This is a genomic window from Candidatus Nitrotoga sp. BS (genome assembly GCF_927797785.1).
In the GTDB taxonomy this organism is placed as follows: Bacteria; Pseudomonadota; Gammaproteobacteria; order Burkholderiales; family Gallionellaceae; genus Nitrotoga.
The window spans coordinates 1-21,143 of sequence record NZ_CAKMLL010000034.1 but is presented as its reverse complement, the minus strand read 5'-3'; the positions used below and the strand labels follow the sequence as shown (position 1 = coordinate 21,143).

Here is a 21,143-nt window from a genome sequence, read left to right as displayed (position 1 = left end):
GAAAATATTCAGAAAATTACTGTGACACCTGATGACATGGCGTTTCTGTTTTATGACTGTACTTGCGTATTGATAAGGAAAAATAATGTCGAACTTACTGAAGGTATTAGAGACAGTGAAAACTAAAAAAATATTCGCGATACTTTTTACGTTCATCGCGTTGCATGCCACGATGTTTGAAGCGCACGCAGCGCCAGTGCTAGACAGTTCATTCGGAAGCAGCGGCATCGTGCGCATCGGGGTGCCCGCCGGCGCGGAGGATAGGCCAACCGCGTCCGCCCTGCAGCGCGACGGCAAGTTGCTGCTTGCCGGTTGGACGGCGGGACGGCAATCGCACGCTTTTGTTCTCCGACTACTTCCAAACGGCACCCCTGATGCCACTTTCGGTCAGAATGGCGTGGCCTTGTTCGATCTGCCCAATGGAGACTATTACGAAGTCCTACAGCTCGAGCAGGGTGCCGATGGTTCCATACTGATAAATGGATCTAACTGGAGCGGCTTTGTACTGACCCGGCTCACAGCGGCCGGCGTTCTCGACACCAGCTTTGGTACGCAAGGTTTTTTCAGTGTGGAAGGAACCCCGGCACGCTTCGTGCAACAGCCGGACGGCGGTCTGCTTATCGTTTCGGACGCCACGCAGGGGTCGCAATTTGCATTGCGACTCACACGCCTTAACCCTGCCGGCGTGCGTGATTCGACCTACGCACCAAACGGTGAAAAGATACTCAGCGGCCTACCTCCGAATTTTAGAATGGCCTCGGGCGTTTCAGTTGTCGCCGAACCAGACGGCGAATTTACAGTTATGGCAAGAGCGACCTTTATCGGTGGCACCTATTTGCTGGTCCGGGTGACGGCCGCCGGCACGCTCAATTTTGGCTTTGGTAATGGTGGTTTGATCTCGTGGTACGACGTGTATAACGCCACCGATCATCCGGTCGCCATGGTGCGCACCGCTATTGGCGGATTGCTTCTAATGGGCAATGCTCCTCCGCCCCTCGCGAGCGGCAAGATCGTGTTGTGGCGAATCACTCCCGGTGGTTTGGCCGATGCATCTTTCGGTACAGCCGGTCGACTTGAGATCGACAATGGCGGCGCCGCCAGTCACGGATTTCGATTGGCGGCGCTGAGTGATGGCAGTATCGCATTACTCAACGCCGTCAACGACACCACTGCGCGCGTAAGTCACTTCGATGCCAGCGGAGTCCTGGATAGTGCTTTTGGTGTTGCCGGTAGCGCGACTATTGCATTTTCCGGCTATATAACTACGTACTTTGTAGACATCCTGTCAAATGGCGTAGGCGGCTTATTGATACCGGCAACGGCCAATCTGGCCTTTAGATGCAGCTCCTTTTGCGTTCCTCGCGGCGCGGATGCTGCCGTCGCAAGCCTCGATAGCAGCGGACGTCTTCAAACCAGCTATGGCCAAGGCAATGGCTTCGCTGTTATGAACACCGCCGAATACAGCAACGACAGGATTGACTCAATACTGGTTGAAACTTCGGGCAAAGTTGTGCTTGCAGGTTACTCAGATACAGCCGCGAACTTTGATTATTTGCTTGAACGCCTGACGGCAAATGGTTCCCCCGATATCTCATTCGGGACGAATGGGCGCGTAGCGCCGAAGCAGTACACGCACTTCATGGGCAAGGTGCGTACCGTTGAACAAGAAAGCGGCGCGATAACGGTCGTGACTGGAACCGCGCAAGGATCTCGTGGCCAGTTCGGCAGCGTCACGGCGTTTCGAATTGACTCTGCCGGGATGCTCGACGCCGGATTTGCACCCGCTCTCTCAGCACCGTCGAGTGCCAATACGGATATTGCGTTGGGCGTTCGTCCGGATGGGCGCTTGCTTTACGGAACGACACCGGACGGAACTGCAATTTTGCAGCAGACAATGCCGGATGGCACGCCGGACGTGAATTTCGGCGCGAGCGGTAAAATTGAATTTCCGTTGTCTGCCGAGGAGCTTTCACGCCATGCGGATCTGGTTTTGCTTGGCGACGGCTCAGTGGTCTTTGCCGTGCTGACGAATCAGAACCTGCGTCTCTATAAGGTCGATTCGCATGGGTTGCCGGTAGCTTCGTTTGGGACGGACGGTCAGTTTGCCTATGCTTTTGCTGATGGACACTATCCACCATTCTCCTTGCTCTCACTGAGCGATGGCTCGCTGCTGGCTGGTATTCCCTACGCACTGTCCAGTTCGTTAAGTGGATCGCTGTACGTGATTCGGATTTCCAACAATGGCATGCTGATAGGAGAGAACAATTTGTTGGCGGATCCGGGTAGTTTCACTTGGAATTTTTCTGCATTGCCCAACGCCAGTGTGGTGATAGCGCGCAGCCGTTACGGTGCAACGAACTCGGCAGCGCTATATCGCCTGCTTCCAAATAACAGTCTGGATGCGAGTTTCGGCATCAGCGGGGCGTTTCCCTTACCCGGCATGGAGAGTGTCAGCGCGCTGGCGCTCGATGCCAATTCTCGTTTACTCGTTGCGGGGCAGGATGCGACGAGTGCTGTTCTGGCTCGCTATGATCTCAGCGGAGCGCTGGCAAGTGTGCCCATCGTTGAGTTTTATAACACCAATCTGGATCACTATTTCATCACCGCCGACGCCAGTGAGGCTGCGGGGATCGACGGAGGGAGCGCGGGACCCGGCTGGATTCGCACCGGAGGTAGTTTCAAGTCGGGTGGTAGCACACCCGTTTGCCGGTTTTACGGCAGCCAGGTTCCAGGCCCCAATTCGCATTTTTATACATTAGCGAGCCCTGAATGTGATGGCCTTAAACAGCTTCAGGCCATCACGCCCGCCACGCAGAAGCGCTGGAATTTTGAAAGTCTGGAATTTATCTCGTCTCCGCCGACCGATGGTACCTGCCCGGCCGGGACAACGCCGGTTTACCGGGCCTATAACAATGGGTTTGCCCGTGGTATTGACAGTAATCACCGCTTGTCTAGTAGTGCGGCAGCTATTCAGGAGGTCGTCACGCGCGGCTGGATCGATGAAGGTGTGGTCATGTGTGCTCCGATTTGACTTGCCCTAAAATTTTTCCCAATCTCTCAAGACCGGCCATTCAAACGCCACAGCGTTAAAAGTGGTTTGTGAGCTGCCCACAAGGAAAGAGAAACGAGCGGGGCATTAATAAAAGAACGTTTCTGATTATGACTGTGTGCGTATTGATAAGGGAAGATAATGTCGAGCTTACTGAAGGTATTAAAAACTATGAAAACTAAAAAAATATTCGCGATATTTTTTACGCTCATCGCGTTAAATGCCATGATGTTTGAAGCGCACGCAGCGCCAGTGCTAGACAGTTCATTCGGAAGCAGCGGCATCGTGCGCATCGGAGTGCCAACCGGCGCGGAGGATAGGCCAACGACGTCCACCCTGCAGCGTGACGGCAAGTTGCTGCTTGCCGGTTTGACAACGGGGCGACAATCGCACGCTTTTGTTCTCCGACTACTTCCAAACGGTACCCCTGACGCCACATTCGGCCAAAATGGCGTGACCTTGTTCGATCTGCCCAATGGAAACTCTTACGAAATCCAACAACTCGAGCAAGGTGCCGATGGTTCCATACTGATAAATGGATCTAACGGGAGCGGCTTTGTGCTGACCCGACTCACGTCGGCAGGCACTCTTGACACCAGCTTTGGCACGCAAGGTTTATTCAGTGCGGACGTCACCCCGGCGCGCTTCGTGCAACAGCCAGACGGCGGTCTGCTGATCGTCTCGGACGCCACGCAAGTCTCAAACCCCTCACAAGGGTCTCAATTTGCATTGCGACTCACACGTCTTAACGCAGCCGGCATGCGTGATTCGACCTATGCACCGAACGGCGAAAAGATACTCAGCGGCCTGCCTCCAAATTTTCGGATGACTTGGGGCGTTTCAGTTGTCGCTGAGCCGAATGGCGGGTTTACAGTCATGGCAAGAACGTTCCTTAGCGGTGGCACTTATCTGCTGGTTCGCGTGACGGCTGGCGGTACGCTCAATCCTGGCTTTGGAAATGGTGGCTTGGTCTCAGGGTACGACGTGGGCAACCCCTTCGACCAACCGGGCACGATGGTGCGCACTGCTAATGGCGGATTGCTTCTGATGGGATATGCTCCAGCCTTCGCGAGCAACAATATCGTGTTGTGGCGAATCACTGCCGGCGGCTTGGCCGATGCGTCTTTTGGTACTGCCGGTCGACTTGAGATCGGCAACCGCAACCTCAACGGATTGGCAGTACTAAGTGACGGCAGTATCGCATTGGTCGACGCCACCACTGCGCGTGTACGTCACTTCGATTCCAACGGAGTCCTGGATAGTGCTTTTGGTGCTGCCGGTAGCACAACAATTGCACTCCCCGGTTATAGTGTGTTCTCCGCCATAGATATCCTGTCAGATGGCGTAGGCGGCTTACTGGTACCGGCAGTGGCCAGTCAAACCGAGAGATGCTCCATCGGCGGTTGCGTTCCTCTCGGCGTAAATGCTACCGTAGCAAGCCTCAATGGCAGCGGTCATCTTCAAACCAGCTATGGTCGAGGTGATGGCTTCGCTATCGTGAACTCCGCCGAAAATTACAGCAACGACAAGGTTGACGCGATACTGGTTGAAACTTCGGGCAAAGTTGTGCTTGCCGGTAATTCAGACGCAGGCGCGACGTTTGATTATCTCCTTGAACGCCTGACGGCAAATGGTTCCCCCGACATCTCATTCGGGACGAATGGGCGCGTGGCGCCAAGGCAATACAGCCGCTTCATGGGCAAAGTACGTGCCGCTGAACAAGCAAGCGGTGCGATAACGGTCGTCGCTGGAACCGGAAGCGGGTCTGTTCTCCCGGTAGGCACCGTTACAGCGTTTCAACTTGACGCAGCCGGAATGCTCGATGCCCGATTCGCCCCCGCTCTTGCAGCACCAGGGATCGCCAATACGGATATTGCGTTGGGCATTCGTCCAGATGGGCGCTTGCTTTACGGAACGACAACAGGCAGAAATGCCATTTTGCAGCAGAAGATGCCGGATGGCACGCCTGACTTAAATTTCGGCACACGGGGCAAAATCGAATTTGCGTTTCCTCCTTGGGAGCTTTCGCGCCAGTCAGATCTGATTGTGCTTGGGGACGGCTCAGTGGTTTTTGCCGTACTGGCGGCTCAGAACCTGCGGCTTTATAAGGTCGATGCGCATGGGTTGCCGGTAGCTTCGTTTGGTACGGGCGGCCAATTTACTTATGCTGTAGATTTTTTGGATGAACTCGGCAGTGGAGATTCATTCTCCTTGCTTTCACTGAGCGATGGCTCCCTGCTAGCCGGTATTCGCGAATCTCCTTCGATGTACTTCGGTTTTCCAAGAGGATCGCTGCTCGTGATTCGAATTTCCAGTAATGGCCTGCTGATCGGAGCGAATAATTTGTTGGCGGAGCCGGGTATTTTCGATTGGAATTTTGCTGCGCTGCCCGACACCAGTGTATTGATAGCGCGCAATAGTGACGGTAGCCCAACGAGTTCGGCGAATTCGGCTGCACTATACCGCCTGCTTCCGAATAACAGTCTGGATACGAGTTTTGGCATCGACGGGGCGTATTCGCTACCCGGCATGTGGAACATCAGCGCGCTGGCGGTCGATGCCAATTCTCGTTTGCTTGTTGCGGGACAGGATGCGACGAGTGCTGTTCTGGCTCGCTATGATCTGAGTGGAGCCATTACCAATGTGCCCATCGTTGAGTTCTATAACACCAACCTGGATCACTATTTTATTACCGCCGACGCCAATGAGGCTGCGGGGATCGACGGAGGGAGCGCGGGACCCGGCTGGATTCGCACCGGAGGTAGTTTCAAGTCGGGTGGTAGCACACCCGTTTGCCGGTTTTACGGCAGCCAGGTTCCAGGCCCCAATTCGCATTTTTATACATTAGCGAGCCCTGAATGTGATGGCCTTAAACAGCTTCAGGCCATCACGCCCGCCACGCAGAAGCGCTGGAATTTTGAAAGTCTGGAATTTATCTCGTCTCCGCCGACCGATGGTACCTGCCCGGCCGGGACAACGCCGGTTTACCGGGCCTATAACAATGGGTTTGCCCGTGGTATTGACAGTAATCACCGCTTGTCTAGTAGTGCGGCAGCTATTCAGGAGGTCGTCACGCGCGGCTGGATCGATGAAGGTGTGGTCATGTGTGCTCCGATTTGACTTGCCCTAAAATTTTTCCCAATCTCTCAAGACCGGCCATTCAAACGCCACAGCGTTAAAAGTGGTTTGTGAGCTGCCCACAAGGAAAGAGAAACGAGCGGGGCATTAATAAAAGAACGTTTCTGATTATGACTGTGTGCGTATTGATAAGGGAAGATAATGTCGAGCTTACTGAAGGTATTAAAAACTATGAAAACTAAAAAAATATTCGCGATATTTTTTACGCTCATCGCGTTAAATGCCATGATGTTTGAAGCACACGCAGCGCCAGTACTCGACACTTCGTTCGGAAGCAACGGCGTCGTGCATCTCGGCGGGGAGCCCTATAACTATTACCAGCTTGACTCGATACTGGTTGAAACTTCGGGCAAAGTTGTGCTGGCAGGTATTTCAACTCATATAGACATAGGCAATTCTTACTCCCCCTTTGATTATTCGCTTGACCGCCTGACAGTAAATGGCTCCCCCGACATTTCATTCGGGACGAATGGGCGCGTGTTATTCGACCCGAGGCGCAAGGTGCCGGGGCAAAACCTAAGTTTCTGGGGCAAGGTGGGTACAGCTGAACAAGCAAACGGCGCGATAACGGTCGTAACGGCGGGATCCGAGTTCAATTTTTTATTGGGCCCGGTCGCCGCAACCCCATCCAACGCGTTTAGATTTGACTCTGTCGGGTCGCTCTACACCGGATTTTCCCCAGCTCTAACACCATCGTCGTACATCAATTCGAATTTTTCGTTGGGTGTTCGTCCAGATGGGCGCTTGCTTTACGGAACAACAACGGACGACAAAGTTGGGATTTTGCAGCAGACAATGCCGGATGGCACACCTGACCTGAATTTCGGTACGAACGGTAAAATCGAATTCGCGTTTTCTGCTAGGGAGTATCCGGGGCAGGTGGATCTGGTTTTGCTAGGCGACGGTTCAGTGGTCTTTTCCGTACTGACAAATCAGAACCTGCGTCTCTATAAGATCGATTCACATGGATTGCCGGTAGCTTCGTTTGGGACGGTCGGTCAGTTTACCTATGCTTTTGCCGAGCCTTTCGCCATTGGTGAACTATTCTCATTGCTCTCACTGAGCGATGGCTCCCTACTGACTGGCATTCGTGATGGTCCATCGAGTTCGTCAAATGGTTCATTACTCGTGATTCGGGTTTCCAACAATGGCATGCTGCTCGGAGCGAACAATTTATTGGCAGATCGGCGTCAACTCGATTGGAGGCTTACTGCACTGCCCGACGCCAGTGTGGTGATAGCGCGTAGCCGTAGCTTTGCCCCTACGAATTCGGCAGCACTATATCGCCTGCTTCCGAATAACAGTTTTGATGCGAGTTTTGGCATCGACGGGGCGTATCCGCTACCCGTTATGTCGAGCGTCAGCGCACTGGCGGTCGATGCCAACTCTCGTTTGCTTGTTGCGGGGCATGATGCGACAGGTGCTGTTCTGGCTCGCTATGACCTGAGCGGAGCACTCGTCAGCGAGCCCATCGTTGAGTTCTATAACACCAATCTGGATCACTATTTTATTACCGCCGACGCCAATGAGGCTGCGGGTATTGACGGAGGAAGCGCGGGACCCGGCTGGATTCGCACCGGGGGTAGTTTCAAGTCGGGTGGTAGCACACCCGTTTGCCGGTTTTACGGCAGCCAGATTCCCGGCCCCAATTCGCATTTTTATACATTAGCAAGCCCTGAATGTGATGGCCTTAAACAGCTTCAGGCCATCACCCCCGTCATGCAGAAGCGCTGGAATTTTGAAAGTCTGGATTTTATCTCGACTCCACCGACCGATGGTAATTGTCCGGCCGGGACAGCGCCGGTTTACCGGGCCTATAACAATGGGTTTGCCCGCGGTGTAGACAGCAATCACCGCTTGTCCAGTGCTGCGGCAGACATCCAGGAAGTCGTCTCGCGCGGCTGGATCGATGAGGGTGTGGTTATGTGTGCTCCGATTTGACGTGCCCTGAAGTTTTGGTCATGGCTTCCCTATCCTTCAAAACCGACCATTCACGCGCCATAGCGTCACAAGTGGTTTGTTAGGTGCCAGGAAACGAAAAGAAACGACAAAAATAAAAAACCCCGCATTACCGGGGTTTGGTTATTTGTTGCCTCATGCCATGTCACGAAACATCAAAAATGGTTAGACGTTGAACCGAAAGTGCAGCTTGTGTGCAAAGTACAGCCTGTGTGCCCAGTGATTACTATGCGTTCATCTGCCGTTTGCTATTTCATGGCCACTCAATTGCACCAAACGATTTCGCTGCCCCTTTTAACTGACATCACGAGCAGACATTGATTGACGAAAAAATGCTCTCAGTCTGGCGGAAAAAGATAGGGTTTATTGAAATTCATATCTATATTTTTCGCCGATTACGTTGACATCAATTCTTTCACATCCCAATTTTCTGGCGCACAAGTCGTTTAAATTCCTCTAAGCCAATGTGCTCAAGCCCTACCGGAGTCGGCGAAATTATATGTCGCTCTGAAGCGGGCGGCGAGAAATCGTTTAATACCGCTGCATCTTGGATGATATTAAACACTCCTCGCCCAAGACCCACTGGACTGGAGAAGCCACTGCCCGAAGCTCCAGTAAGAAAATAGATTTTGCTCTTTCCATCCACCAATTTAGTTACACCCGGATGTTGAGTTTGGTCACAAAGTGGCATTGATTCCTTCATCGTATAAGTGGCTCCAACTGCACCCTTTAAAACCTCCTGCACTTTAAATGTCGTATAACAAACAATAAAGCCGACACCTGTTTGTGGCTCACTCTCGGTTTTATATTCAATGATATTTCCTTGAAATGCAATCGCTGAGCTGCTGATGATCTCATCCAGGGTAATCGGCAATACAATAGAAGCTCGAGCCGGTGTTGCAATTATAAAACTGAGGAAACAGGTAAAAAGAAATTGTCTTAGCATGATACGCCTCCAGTATGTAATTATTATTGTTACTCAGCAACTTGGAATTAATGTTTTTTGCCTAGTTTATAACTGCATGACTATACCTTATCAAAGCTGCACTTCTTGCTGATTACCATTGATCTGAGTTAACCAAGTTGCAAGACCAGGACGTACCGCCAGAGCGATATAGGAGCAGCGATCTTCAAATGTTCGCAGTCTCGCCTGGCTCACGAATCACGGGCATTCGCGAGCTATTCTATTTCAGACGTTGAAGCGGAAGTGCATCACATCGCCATCCTGCACTAAATAACCCTTGCCTTCCAAGCGCATCTTTCCTTTCTCTTTAGCACCCGCCTCGCCCTTGCAAGCAACGAAATCATCATAACTGATCACTTCGGCGCGTATAAAACCATGCTCGAAATCATTATGTATGACGCCCGCAGCCTGCGGTGCGGTATCGCCTGTGTGTATCGTCCAGGCGCGCACTTCTTTCACTCCAGCGGTAAAATACGTTTGCAAACCCAACAACTTATATGCCACGCGAATTAGTCGGTTTAAACCTGGCTCTGTTAAACCGATGTCGGCCAGGAATTCTATTTTATCTTCATCTGCAAGCTCTGAAATTTCAGATTCCAGCGCTGCGCAAATCGCCACTACTGGTGCCCCTTCACGTTCGGCGAATTCTTCCAGCCGCGTTAATAATGGATTGTTTTTGAAACCATCTTCAGCCACGTTGGCCACGTACATGGCAGGCTTAATGGTGAGCAGGCACAGTGGCTTAAGCGAGGCGATCTGCGCCGCATCCAGCTTCATCATACGCGCAGGCTTGCCTTGGTTTAAATGTGCAGCAACTTGATCCAGCAGTTCACCAAATTTAGCAGCTTCTTTGTCGCCGGAACGGGCAAGTTTGGTGTTACGTAGCTGGGCTTTTTCCACCGTTGTCATATCCGCCAGCGCCAATTCCGTTACGATCGTTTCAACGTCGGAAATCGGATCGACCTTGCCCGCCACGTGAATGACGTCGTCGTCCTCGAAACAGCGCACCACATTCAAAATACCATCGGTCTCACGAATATTGGCAAGAAATTGGTTGCCCAAGCCTTCGCCCTTGGATGCCCCGGCCACCAACCCCGCGATGTCCACGAACTCGGTGATGGCATATTGCATTTTCTGCGGCTTGACGATATCGGCCAGTGCCTGCATCCGCGCATCCGGAACTTCCACAATGCCGACGTTAGGCTCTATCGTACAGAACGGATAGTTCTCCGCCGCTATACCCGCCTTGGTAAGTGCATTGAATAAGGTGGACTTGCCCACATTGGGCAGACCGACGATTCCGCATTTCAGGCTCATGAATATTCCTTAAAATTAATTACTGTGCAACTTCAGCATTGCCGCTTCCTGCTTGCCATCAACTATCAGGGGAACCACAACCAGCGAACGTTGCATGGCGTGTTCGATTAATTCCACTTCTTCATGGCGCGGGGCATTCAACACATAATTAACGACGTCCGCACGTTCACCCGGGTGACCAATGCCAATACGCAGCCGCCAAAAATCGCGCGTGCCAAGATGCGCAAAGATGTCCTTCAAGCCGTTGTGTCCGCCGTGACCACCGCCGAGTTTAAGCTTGACGCTGCCCGGCAACAAATCAAGTTCATCATGCACCACCAAGATGTGTTGTGGTTCAATTTTGTAGAACTGTGACAACGCCCCCACTGCACGGCCACTGATATTCATAAAGGTTTGTGGCTTGAGCAGGAATAATTCACGACCATCCACATGACCGCGCGCAACCAATCCGTGGAATTTGCTTTCTGCCTTGAAAGTGAATGGGTGCATGCGAGCGAACGTGTCCACCCACCAGAATCCAGCGTTGTGTCGGGTGAAATCATATTCACGACCGGGATTACCCAGCCCGACAATTAATTTGATTTCACTCATTTTTAGCTTAGACCATATAAAAACCGCACGATATGCTAAAAACCCGCCATGCACTCTTAAGAGTGCATGGCGGGTTTTTAATTGTATTGCTTATGCTATTTAGATTTTGCCGCAGCTTTCGCATCAGCCGTTTGATCGACAGCTTCAGCAGCAGCGGCTGCCTCTGCTTCTTCTGCTTCTGCTGCAATCGCGGCACGCGGTACCTGAACAGTAGCCACTACAGCGTCTCCAATATGGGTACCTGCTGCTTCTATGCCTTTAGGTAGATTAAGGTCAGATACATGGATAGGATGATTCAACGCCAGCTCGATCAGATCGACCTCGATAAATTCAGGAATATCAGCCGGCAAACAAGCAATATTCAGATCATTCATCACGTGAGAAACAACACCTCCACTCAGCTTCACCCCAGGGGCGATATCGGCATTTATAAAGTGCAATGGCACTTTCATATGAATCTTCTTATTTGCTTCCACGCGCTGAAAATCAATATGTTGCACTTGCTGGCGAAATGGGTGCATCTGAAAATCACGCAGCAGCACTTTTTCCTTCTTGCCATCCAAATCCAGAGTCAGGATAGAAGCATGAAACGCCTCCTTACGCAGGCTGTGATACAGATTGTTGTGATCAAGATCAATCAGTGCAGGCTCAACGCCACCATACACGATGCCAGGCACGCGGCCAGCCTTGCGCAGACGGCGGCTCGCACCCGTTCCTTGCACCTTGCGGGATATTGCGCTTAGTTCGATTTTCATTTATTTCTCCACTTCAAATTCGGAATCACCCGCGACCAGGCAATCCCAGGTTACGTAGTCGTCAATATGACGGCTACAAAAACTATTCCATAAATAATGAGCTGACGGACTCTTCTGCATGAACGCGACGAATTGTTTCGGCCAGCAGCTCGGCCACACTCAACTGGCGGATACGCTTGCAAGCCGCAGCTTCATTACTCAACGGGATGGTGTCGGTCACGACCAGTTCATCTATTGCAGAATTTTCTAGGCGCTCAATCGCCGAGCCTGACAACACCGGATGTGTGCAATACGCCACCACCTTCTCTGCACCTTTGGCTTTCAGTGCATCAGCGGCCTCACATAAGGTATTACCGGTATCTACCAAGTCATCCATAATCAAGCAGGTTCGGCCTACCACTTCACCAATGATGTTCATCACCTTGGCCTCATTGGGTTTGGGGCGACGCTTGTCGATGATGGTGAGATCAGCTTCCAAACGCTTGGCCAATGCACGCGCACGCACTACTCCACCCACATCCGGCGAGACCACCACCAGATTTTGGTAATTATGCTTCCGCACATCCGCCAATAAAATCGGACTAGCGTATATGTTGTCCACAGGAATATCGAAAAATCCCTGTATCTGATCCGAATGCAAATCCATGGTTAGAACGCGATCCACGCCAACACCAGTCAGCATGTTCGCCACCACCTTGGCTGTAATCGCCACGCGCACAGACCGCGGACGTCGGTCCTGCCGGGCATAGCCAAAATAGGGCAGCGCGGCGATGATACGACCAGCGGAAGCGCGTTTAAGCGCATCCACCATTACTAGCACTTCCATCAGACTATCGTTGGTTGGGGCACATGTTGATTGCAAAACGAACACGTCTTTGCCGCGCACGTTGTCATGAACTTCTATCAGCACCTCGCCGTCTGAAAAACGGCCAACGGTGGCTCGCCCAAGTTGAATATTAAGGTGCTGCGTTACATCTTGTGCAAGCTTAGGATTGGCATTGCCGGTGAACACCATCAAGCTGTCGTCGGACACCATGCTCCCCTTAAATAAAAACGGGCGCAAGCGCCCCAAACAAACAACATCTCTCAAACTGGCTGGGGAGGTAGGGATCGAACCTACGAATGCCGGAATCAAAATCCGGTGCCTTACCACTTGGCGACTCCCCAATAATCTTGCATTTCACATTACGGTAATATCCCGCAGTGGATGCTGCGGCAAACCGCGCGCTACTATACCGCGCATGTCTGACGGCAAATGTCCTATGACTGCTTGCGCCTGTGCCTCGGTAACAAATTCAGCAAACACACATGCACCAGAACCACTCATCTGAGCTTGCGCAAATTTCTCAAGCCAAACAAGATGCCGCGCCACTTCTGGGTATAAGCCGCATACCACCGACTGAAGATCGTTGTGTGGTAGCCGTAACGGAAGGCCGCGAATTCTGAGGGAAATCGCTTCCCGTGTCAATTCCAAGTTCGCGAAATCCAAGTGTGCGAATACCTTTGCCGTAACAACATGCACTGGCGGGAACAACACCACATACCAAGCATCCGGCACAACGTAGGCCTGCAATTGCTCGCCTATGCCCTCGGCATAGGCATTTTCGCCGAACACAAATACCGGTACGTCCGCACCCAGAGACAGGCCTATCTGCATTAACCGTTCGCGCGACAACCCCAAATCCCACAGATTATTCAGCGCAATAAGTGTAGTGGCTGCATCCGAACTACCGCCGCCCAAACCACCTCCCATCGGGATACGTTTATCCAGAGTTATGTCCACACCTAGACTGCATCCACATTCTTTTTGCAGCAGACGCGCTGCGCGCACGCACAAGTCCTGTTCCTGTGGCACACCATCAAGCGCACTGATGCGTCGCACCACACCGTCCCTGCGCAGCGAGAAATGCAACATGTCACTAAAATCAATGAAACGAAACAGCGTTTGCAGCAGATGGTAGCCGTCCATCCTTCGCCCTACCACATGCAAAAAAAGATTAAGCTTGGCTGGTGCCGGAAAAGATAGAGTGCTTGTTAAATTTCCCATTCATCAATCAGCAATTGGATTTCCAGTCCATCGCGTTGCATGGCAAGACGTAACGGCAAGCTGTCCGGTGTTTGCACTGCATAGCGCGTATAGCGTATCACCCAGCCATCTTGGCTTAACAACATTACCTGTCCATTAGCATCATGTTCGATGTCAAATGCACCCTTCGGCGCAGGCAACGCCAACACCCAGTAACGCAAACCAGACAGTGGCAAGCTCCATCCCAGCACTTGCTGAGTTAATTCGTCGGCGTTTTTTGCTACGTAGTGCTTAAACGGCATATCCAGTGTTGCCCCCTGCATGTCGCTACGAATGCGAGCCATAGTCTGCCCCAAAGGGGCAAGTAGCAGGATTTCATCTGTCTCAGCACGATGCATCCAGCGTACTCCGGATAAAGATCGGTTCCCATCATGCTGTACGGCAATCCGCCCGGACAGCACAAAAGGTACATATTCCGTCTGCGGGGGTCGCGTAACTGGCTGAGGTACTGGCGGCACGTTTGCGCAACCGACCAGCAACAAGAGATACAGAAGAAACGCTCGATGTATCAAGGCGCGAATTTCTTGATCACAAACTGCAGCACTGTGTTATCAGGATGAGATTTTAATGCGTCGCTCCACATTTTTTTTGCTTGCTCTTTTTCACCCTGCTCCCACAGCACCTCACCGAGATGCGCAGCAATTTCCGGATCTGGATTGGCGGCATAGGCACGCCGCAGGAACTCTAAACTCTTGGGCAGATTGCCCAAGCGATAATACCCTAAACCCATACTGTCAATGATGCCGGCGTCATCCGGAGCAAGCTGGTATGCCTTCTCCACCAGTTTCATCGCCTCTGGTACACGCTCATTGCGCTCTAACAGACCATAGCCCAACGCGTTGTATGCTTGTGCGTTACCAGGCTCGATCTCAATTAGCTTTCGCATCATCTGCTCAAATGCATGATGTTTCCCGACCCTTTCCGCTAACATCGCCGCCTCATACATTAACTCTGGTTGGTTGGGTAACTTTTCCAGTTCTTTTACTAGTACCTGATAGGCGGCTTCAAATTGAAGCGCATCGCGCAGAATCTTTGCCTCAACCATGGTCAGCTGTGCGCGCTGCTTATTGTTCTTCGGAATAGTCTTGTGCAATAGTTGTCGCGCCTCATCCAACTTACCTGATTTATTGATTAGGTACGCCATGCGTATGCGCGCGGAGAATTCATACTCCCCATCCTTTACTTTGCTGTAGTTTTTCATTGCCTCTTCTTCATGCTTCTTAGCTTCACTCAACTGGCCAAGGTAGTAATACACTACGTTTTCATCTTTCTTTTTATTAGCAAGAGCCTGCTGTAACTCTTTCTCACCACGATCCAGCTCACCCATGTCTAACGACAACAATCCCACCGCGAACGCCAGATCAGCGTTATCCGGGTACGCGTTAAGTAGCTGCTGAAATTCTGAGCGCGCTTCTCGATTTTGTTTCTGCTGCATCAGCGCGCGCGCATAAAAAAGGCGCACCTCCTTTGTGTCAGGATAAGTTTCAAGATATTTCTTCAGCAGCGTCAATGCCTCCTGTGGCAATGTACTCTGCAATAATCGGGCATTGAGTAGCACGGCACTATCCCATTCCGGTCGCAAGGCATATGCTTGTTGAGCTTCTTTCAAGGCTAATTCGTGCTGACCTGCGGCTTCCGCTACTTGCGCCAACACCCAACGCGCCTCCGCCACTTGGGGGTAAGGCTGCGCCAGTTCACGAAGTAAATTAAATGCGGCATTTTTATCGGGATAACTCGCGATCATTGAGGAAACTCGCGTAAAAATATTTCCGACATCCTCCGTCGTTGCCGCTAAAAGACTTATGAGATGTGGGCGCGCTTCATCCAGTTTGCCGCCACTTACCAACAGGGCTGCCAGAGCCTGTTTTGCCAGCAGTGAATCTGGCTCTATTTCCAGCCACAGGTTGAATGCTGACATCGCCTTGTCCATTTGGCGCGTCTCAAAAGCCAAATGTGCAGCATAGCGCGCCAAGCGCGGATCACGCGTGGCGTTGGCCAGCTTCAGGTAGAGCTGTGCAGCCAATTCAGGCTGACCACGCTGCAGGGCCATATCTCCCAGCAGATACTCATAGAGTATCTGCTCAGTCAATTCCTGCTTGGGCAGTTCCGCTTGCTTTTTAGCTTCAAGTTCCGGCTTTTCCGCATGCCCCGTATCCTGTTGCGACGCGTGCGCACAAGAAATCAGCAACAATGCAAAAAAAACTGTGCTACGTTTTAAGTTCATCATATTTAATAGGTAGGTATTTTAAAAATAAAAAATTCATGGAGTCGCATATACTCTCTGATTGAGCCATAATCTCTATGTGTATTGTCAAAGCGAAGGGTAGCGCAGATTCGAAGAACGTCAAAATGCGTTGCCGCGATGCCATTCATGGTTATATCTCATTGTTACTCATAAGAAAAATATAAACTTATTAGAGACACCCTTAATTTTGTTACCCAGCATGATCAATATGTTCATTATGAAGCAAAACGACATATTAGGTTATATTCACCTTCCCACACAATCTGCATAAGCACTAATGTCTGTCACCGCACCAATCACCCTATCTGCACGCAATCTGATTCGCTGTTTCGGTCAACGCGAGGTCATCCATGGCATATCGTTAGAACTTCGGCATGGAGAGGTGCTCGGGCTACTTGGACACAATGGTGCCGGCAAAAGTACTACTTTGCAAATGCTGACCGGTGCACTGTTGCCGCATTCAGGGCAAATTGAAATATGCGGCTTTGACCTCTCACGCCAGCCCCAGAACGCTAAGGCGCGAACCGGATTTTTGCCAGAAACGCTGCCTCTATATCGGGAAATGAGCGTAAATGATTTCCTTATATTCGCCGCCAAGCTGCATCGTATGCCCCGTGCACAGATTGAGGATGCTTTGACTGAAACTAAGCGTCGTTGCGGCTTACAGAACCACGGAAAAAAAACCATCGGAACCCTTTCCAAGGGCTATCAGCAACGTGTTGGCATTGCACAAGCAATCATCCATCAACCAGAAGTAATCATTCTCGACGAGCCCACCGTTGGCTTAGACCCATCTCAGATCCGTGACATCCGTACATTGATACGCGAATTAGGGAATATGCACAGCGTTATCCTTTCCACCCATCTACTAGGCGAAGTGGAAAGCATCTGTGACCGCGTTGAAATCATGCATCACGGTCGCCTAATTTACGGCGATAGCAGCACAAAAATGCAGCAATACGGCAGTCAACCAGGCTTCATTGTCACCCTGTTGGCGCCGCCTGTGCTTTCCGAATTGCAAGCCATCATCGAAGTACAGCAGGTAGACCAGCTGTCCGCTACACAGTTCCGCATTCTGCATGCAGCGAACACAAATCCAAGCGCTGCTCTGCTAGCGCTTGCCGCACAACATGGCTGGCAAGCGGAACAACTCGTTCCGTTGCGAACGCGCTTGGAAGATGTGTTTATGCAAATCACTCAAGACGATAAATTATGATTTTAGCCATTGCGCACAAGGAATTTCGCAGCCTGTTCGTCATCCCTTCGACCTGGCTGATTTTGGGCGCTCTGCAATTTATCCTCGCCTGGTTTTTCCTGGCGCGCCTTGATGCTTTTTTGCAAGTACAGACACAACTGGCTCAACTTGCCAACGCTCCCGGCGTCACAATAGCTGTGACGACTCCATTATTCGGCACCGTCGCGCTGATTTTGATGATGTTGATACCAATATTTACCATGCGCTTGATCGCCGAGGAACGACGCAACCAGACCCTGATTCTATTAATGAGCGCACCGGTTTCCGATAGTCACATTGTGCTAGGGAAGTTCATCGGTCTGATGCTATTTCTGCTGCTCATCATCGCAAGCTGCATTTTGATGGTGCTAACGCTGGCCGCAGGCACACAATTGGACACTGGCCTTCTCCTCACCAATGCGCTGGGGATAGTACTGCTTGCCGCCAGTTACGTCGCATTGGGAATGTATGTTTCCTCACTTACTGCGCAGCCAGCGGTGGCCGCTATCGGTGCATTGGCCATATTTTTCGGTCTCTGGCTGATGGAAGTAAGCGCAATGGAAAATGACAACATTTGGCGCTCGCTCACTCCTACCAGCCATTTTCAAAGCTTCAATAATGGCCTGTTGAATAGTACAGACCTGATTTTTTTCCTGCTGTTCTGTACCGCCTTTCTGTTGCTAACAATACGGCGGCTGCATAATAACCGCATTTATAGCTAATAGGCTTCCAGCATGAAACTTCCACAACTCAATCTACTGATTAAAAACCTTGCCTTCGCCGCACTGCTGCTTGCCGCTATAGTCACGTTGTATCACTTCGCCGCACAGCACCCGACACAATGGGATATGACCCAAAACGCCAGCAACAGCTTGGCAGATAGCAGTGTAAATGTACTAAGCCAGCTGCAAGGAGAAATAAAACTAACGATGTATGTAACCGGACAGAATGCCAACTTGGGAGATATGCACAGGCTAACCCGTGATTTTGTCGCCCTCTATCAGCGCTATAAACCTGACATTTCGCTCACTTTCATCGACCCAGTGAAGCAACCAGAGGAAGCACGCAAGGTCAATATCCATGTAAATGGCGAAATGCTGGTTGACTATGGCGGCAAACGCGAGCATCTCACCATGTTGAACGAGCAAGCGCTTACCAGCGTGTTATTACGTATGGCTCACACAAAAAATCAATTAGTTATGTATCTTGATGGACATGGTGAACGCAATCTGGAAGGCATCGCAAATCACGATCTCGGCGAATTCGGCAAGCGGCTGCAACGAAATGGCTTTCATCTTAACAGCCTAAATTTAACACTAGCCCAGGAAGTGCCAATCAATGCCAACATGCTGATCATTACGCAGCCGCAAATCGATCTATTACAAGGCGAAATAGATAAACTACTGCGTTATATCGCCAACGGCGGTAACCTGCTGTGGCTAGTAGACGCCGAACCATTACATGGACTGGAGCGTCTGGCCGAAAAATTGGACATAATCCTCACGCCTGGCATCGTGATTGATCCAACAGCAGAAAAGATGAATATTCCTGCGACTTGGGCGCTGGGTGCGGGCTACCCACCACATGCCATCACACAAAGCTTCAACTTGAACACAGTTTTTCCCTTTGCACGCGCCATTGGCTGGGAGGAAAATACTGCATGGCAGCGCACCCCGTTGATAGAAGCCGCTCCGCGTGGCTGGATTAGCCGTGACACACCACAAGGAAAGCCACACTTCAACAAAGCCTATGACATCCCAGGCCCAGCGACAATCGCGCTCGCCCTGCAACGCAACATAAACGATCGCGAACAACGCATCGTTATCGTCGGAAGCGGTTCGTTTCTTGCCAACACCTATTCCGGTAACGGCGGCAATATTGATCTCGGCATCAACATGACGAATTGGCTAGGGAACGAAGAGAGACTCATCACCACTCAACCCCGTGCAGTGAAAGACGGGATGATTAACTTGAGCAAAGTCCATCTGGCCATAATCAGTGGCAGCTTACTGATTGCCACGCCTATACTGTTAACCATGGTAGGCACTATGCTGTGGTGGCGAAGAAGACGCTAACATGTTTTAAACGTTCCTTGGATTCTCATTCGAAGTGCAACATTCAGTGCTGGCTTCGCCCATGTGCTGGGTTGTCCAAAGAATACCTCATGCGGCGTTTTCCAGTCCAGGCATTTTCTAGGCCGATGGTTCATTTGGTTGATGGCGAATGTGACTTGTTCAGGGGTCACGTTCAGCAGGTTGGTGCTCTTGGGGAAGTACTGGCGGATTAAGCCATTGGTGTTCTCATTCAAGCCACGCTCCCACGAATGGTAAGGATGGGCAAAGAAGACAGCCGCATCCAGGCAAGCGGTGATAGTTTCATGCCCGGCGAATTCTTTCCCATTGTCAAAAGTAATCGTGTGGCAGCGGTCGCGGTAAGGTTCAAACAGGGACTGGATGACGGCCGTTACCCCGTTGGCATGTTTGCTTTTGACCAGCCCAGCCTGTGCTGTGATAGCACCACAGTTCCCGCAACGATTCTTTCAGCGCCCAAGCACGCGCCGTCTTCAAGTTGCCCCGCCTGATCGCATTGAACCGTTCTGCTGCTGCCGCAGGCATGTTTTCAGCGCTATACAGCCACAGGTACTTGCTGCGTGCCGAGTATCGTTAGCTGTCGCGTCCCGTGTGATCATATACCCACCAGGAGCTGGGCACTATTCCGAGCAAGGGATCTGATGCGTAGCGTAATTGAGTCTTTAAAGTGGAGCAGTCCAGATGAGTGAAGTGCATGCCCAGGCCCGAACCACGCCGCGTACGCGAGCCGAGATCAAAAAGTCGTCAGCGTCCTTGGTTGAGCTGGCAGATATCTACAACATCAGCCTGGCGACGGCCCGCAAGTGGAAGGGGCGCGACGACCCTCAAGATCTGTCGCACCGACCGCACAAGCTGAACACAACGCTGACGCCTGGGCAAGAGGCGATCGCGGTGGAGTTGCGCTGCCTGACTCTACTGCCGCTCGATGACTTGGTTGCTGTGGTGCGAGGGTTCATCAACCCGAACGTCTCACGCTCAGGACTGGATAGATGCCTGCGCCGCCACGGGGTGGGCAATCTGCGCGCCCTTCAAGCCAAGGCACGTGCAGATGCCGGAGAAGTGCAGTCGCCCATCAAGACCTTCAAGGACTATGAGCCTGGCTTCCTGCACATGGATATCAAGTACCTGCCGCAGATGCCAAACGAGAGCGAGCGGCGCTACCTGTTCGTGGCCATCGACCGCGCAACTCGCTGGGTGTTCATGCGCATCTACGCAGATCAAAGCGAGAACAGCAGCGTGGATTTTCTGAACCGCTTGGAGCACGCAGCACCGATGAAGATCGTCAATCTTCTCACGGACAACGGCAGTCAATTCACGGACCGATTCACCAGCAAAAAACGGGAACCTACGGGACGCCACAGCTTCGATGTGCGGTGCAAAGAACTGAATATCGAGCACCGTCTGTGCCCACCGCGCCACCCACAAACCAACGGCATGGTGGAGCGCTTCAATGGCAGAATCAGCGAGCTGGTGAGTCAGACGAGATTCGCTTCTGCTGCCGAGTTGGAGGCGACGCTCGAAAGCTACTTGAAGACCTACAACCATCAGATTCCGCAACGCGCACTCAAGCATCTCTCGCCGGTTCAGGCTCTGAAAGATTGGCACAAGAAAAAACCTGAATTATTCAAGAAGCGCGTTTATAACCAGCCGGGACTTGACACATGAACGACGCACCAAGATCGATATTGTATTTGAGAAAGTGATTGATCATGTGG

17 protein-coding genes and 1 tRNA gene are annotated in these 21,143 nt (G+C 51.5%); 7 read left to right on the top strand and 11 right to left on the bottom strand.

Going from position 1 to position 21,143, the window contains the following annotated elements; translation table 11 throughout:
* Positions 1-85: 85 nt before the first annotated feature.
* The 3 genes from MJ769_RS02940 (at position 86) to MJ769_RS02930 (ending at position 8,128) form a co-directional block, all read left to right on the top strand.
* Positions 86-3,031, top strand: coding sequence for a hypothetical protein (locus MJ769_RS02940; protein WP_239234353.1), 2,946 nt, complete (start codon positions 86-88; stop codon positions 3,029-3,031).
* A gap of 189 nt (positions 3,032-3,220) precedes the next feature.
* Positions 3,221-6,169 (top strand): hypothetical protein, encoded by a 2,949-nt coding sequence (locus tag MJ769_RS02935; protein ID WP_239234352.1) that lies wholly within the window; start codon positions 3,221-3,223, stop codon positions 6,167-6,169.
* A gap of 189 nt (positions 6,170-6,358) precedes the next feature.
* Entirely contained in the window at positions 6,359-8,128 is a 1,770-nt protein-coding gene (locus tag MJ769_RS02930) for a hypothetical protein (RefSeq protein WP_239234351.1), read from the top strand.
* A gap of 433 nt (positions 8,129-8,561) precedes the next feature.
* Here the strand turns inward: MJ769_RS02930 and MJ769_RS02925 are convergent, their stop codons facing one another.
* The 9 genes from MJ769_RS02925 to MJ769_RS02885 form a co-directional block, all read right to left on the bottom strand.
* Positions 8,562-9,092, bottom strand: coding sequence for a hypothetical protein (locus MJ769_RS02925; protein WP_239234350.1), 531 nt, complete (start codon positions 9,090-9,092; stop codon positions 8,562-8,564).
* A 243-nt stretch (positions 9,093-9,335) separates the two neighbouring features.
* Entirely contained in the window at positions 9,336-10,427 is a 1,092-nt protein-coding gene (gene ychF / locus MJ769_RS02920) for a redox-regulated ATPase YchF (protein ID WP_239234349.1), read from the bottom strand.
* A gap of 15 nt (positions 10,428-10,442) precedes the next feature.
* The gene (gene pth, locus MJ769_RS02915) at positions 10,443-11,018 is read right to left on the bottom strand and encodes an aminoacyl-tRNA hydrolase (protein WP_239234348.1); all 576 of its coding nucleotides are present in this window, start codon (positions 11,016-11,018) and stop codon (positions 10,443-10,445) included.
* 95 nt (positions 11,019-11,113) lie between these two features.
* Positions 11,114-11,773: a 50S ribosomal protein L25/general stress protein Ctc gene (locus tag MJ769_RS02910; protein WP_239234347.1), complete on the bottom strand. Its 660-nt coding sequence runs from the start codon at positions 11,771-11,773 to the stop codon at positions 11,114-11,116.
* Positions 11,774-11,855: 82 nt separating this feature from the next.
* Positions 11,856-12,809, bottom strand: a complete 954-nt coding sequence (locus MJ769_RS02905) for a ribose-phosphate pyrophosphokinase (RefSeq protein WP_239234346.1) — start codon at positions 12,807-12,809, stop codon at positions 11,856-11,858.
* Positions 12,810-12,865: 56 nt separating this feature from the next.
* Positions 12,866-12,940 (bottom strand) — tRNA-Gln (locus tag MJ769_RS02900).
* A 13-nt stretch (positions 12,941-12,953) separates the two neighbouring features.
* Positions 12,954-13,820, bottom strand: a complete 867-nt coding sequence (ispE, locus tag MJ769_RS02895; RefSeq protein WP_239234345.1) for a 4-(cytidine 5'-diphospho)-2-C-methyl-D-erythritol kinase — start codon at positions 13,818-13,820, stop codon at positions 12,954-12,956.
* Positions 13,808-14,371, bottom strand: coding sequence for a lipoprotein insertase outer membrane protein LolB (lolB, locus tag MJ769_RS02890; RefSeq protein ID WP_239234344.1), 564 nt, complete (start codon positions 14,369-14,371; stop codon positions 13,808-13,810). Before lolB ends, ispE begins: the two co-directional genes overlap by 13 nt.
* Positions 14,368-16,086 carry a tetratricopeptide repeat protein gene (locus MJ769_RS02885; RefSeq protein ID WP_239234343.1) on the bottom strand — a complete coding sequence of 573 codons (1,719 nt, stop codon included), beginning with the start codon at positions 16,084-16,086 and terminating at the stop codon, positions 14,368-14,370. Before MJ769_RS02885 ends, lolB begins: the two co-directional genes overlap by 4 nt.
* A gap of 295 nt (positions 16,087-16,381) precedes the next feature.
* Here MJ769_RS02885 and MJ769_RS02880 point away from each other — a divergent pair, with 295 nt between their 5' ends.
* The 3 genes from MJ769_RS02880 to MJ769_RS02870 are packed head-to-tail and all read left to right on the top strand — an operon-like array spanning position 16,382 to position 19,413.
* The gene (locus MJ769_RS02880; protein ID WP_239234342.1) at positions 16,382-17,320 is read left to right on the top strand and encodes an ABC transporter ATP-binding protein; all 939 of its coding nucleotides are present in this window, start codon (positions 16,382-16,384) and stop codon (positions 17,318-17,320) included.
* Entirely contained in the window at positions 17,317-18,060 is a 744-nt protein-coding gene (locus MJ769_RS02875) for an ABC transporter permease subunit (protein WP_239234341.1), read from the top strand. The genes MJ769_RS02880 and MJ769_RS02875 overlap by 4 nt, the downstream gene beginning before the upstream one ends.
* Positions 18,061-18,072: 12 nt before the next feature.
* Complete coding sequence (locus tag MJ769_RS02870; protein ID WP_239234340.1) at positions 18,073-19,413, top strand: GldG family protein; 1,341 nt, start codon at positions 18,073-18,075, stop codon at positions 19,411-19,413.
* On the opposite strand, the gene MJ769_RS14640 is transcribed toward MJ769_RS02870, so the two are convergent.
* Entirely contained in the window at positions 19,410-19,784 is a 375-nt protein-coding gene (locus tag MJ769_RS14640) for an IS30 family transposase (RefSeq protein ID WP_445083056.1), read from the bottom strand. The genes MJ769_RS02870 and MJ769_RS14640 overlap by 4 nt on opposite strands.
* Complete coding sequence (locus MJ769_RS14635; protein WP_445083055.1) at positions 19,777-19,953, bottom strand: hypothetical protein; 177 nt, start codon at positions 19,951-19,953, stop codon at positions 19,777-19,779. The genes MJ769_RS14640 and MJ769_RS14635 overlap by 8 nt, the downstream gene beginning before the upstream one ends.
* Positions 19,954-20,109: 156 nt before the next feature.
* Between MJ769_RS14635 and MJ769_RS02860 the strand changes: the two genes are divergently transcribed.
* Entirely contained in the window at positions 20,110-21,093 is a 984-nt protein-coding gene (locus MJ769_RS02860) for an IS481 family transposase (protein ID WP_239234338.1), read from the top strand.
* The last annotated feature ends 50 nt before the right edge of the window (positions 21,094-21,143 follow it).

Bases quoted from the DNA above. Each gene is read 5' to 3' on its own strand.
- MJ769_RS02925 (WP_239234350.1), bottom strand. From the start codon at position 9,092: ATGCTAAGACAATTTCTTTTTACCTGTTTCCTCAGTTTTATAATTGCA.
- MJ769_RS02880 (WP_239234342.1), top strand. From the start codon at position 16,382: ATGTCTGTCACCGCACCAATCACCCTATCTGCACGCAATCTGATTCGC.
- ychF (WP_239234349.1), bottom strand. From the start codon at position 10,427: ATGAGCCTGAAATGCGGAATCGTCGGTCTGCCCAATGTGGGCAAGTCC.
- MJ769_RS02860 (WP_239234338.1), top strand. From the start codon at position 20,110: ATGAGTGAAGTGCATGCCCAGGCCCGAACCACGCCGCGTACGCGAGCC.
- MJ769_RS02935 (WP_239234352.1), top strand. From the start codon at position 3,221: ATGAAAACTAAAAAAATATTCGCGATATTTTTTACGCTCATCGCGTTA.
- ispE (WP_239234345.1), bottom strand. From the start codon at position 13,820: ATGGGAAATTTAACAAGCACTCTATCTTTTCCGGCACCAGCCAAGCTT.
- MJ769_RS02885 (WP_239234343.1), bottom strand. From the start codon at position 16,086: ATGATGAACTTAAAACGTAGCACAGTTTTTTTTGCATTGTTGCTGATT.
- pth (WP_239234348.1), bottom strand. From the start codon at position 11,018: ATGAGTGAAATCAAATTAATTGTCGGGCTGGGTAATCCCGGTCGTGAA.
- MJ769_RS02905 (WP_239234346.1), bottom strand. From the start codon at position 12,809: ATGGTGTCCGACGACAGCTTGATGGTGTTCACCGGCAATGCCAATCCT.
- MJ769_RS02930 (WP_239234351.1), top strand. From the start codon at position 6,359: ATGAAAACTAAAAAAATATTCGCGATATTTTTTACGCTCATCGCGTTA.
- MJ769_RS02870 (WP_239234340.1), top strand. From the start codon at position 18,073: ATGAAACTTCCACAACTCAATCTACTGATTAAAAACCTTGCCTTCGCC.
- MJ769_RS02940 (WP_239234353.1), top strand. From the start codon at position 86: ATGTCGAACTTACTGAAGGTATTAGAGACAGTGAAAACTAAAAAAATA.
- MJ769_RS02910 (WP_239234347.1), bottom strand. From the start codon at position 11,773: ATGAAAATCGAACTAAGCGCAATATCCCGCAAGGTGCAAGGAACGGGT.
- MJ769_RS14635 (WP_445083055.1), bottom strand. From the start codon at position 19,953: ATGCCTGCGGCAGCAGCAGAACGGTTCAATGCGATCAGGCGGGGCAAC.
- MJ769_RS02875 (WP_239234341.1), top strand. From the start codon at position 17,317: ATGATTTTAGCCATTGCGCACAAGGAATTTCGCAGCCTGTTCGTCATC.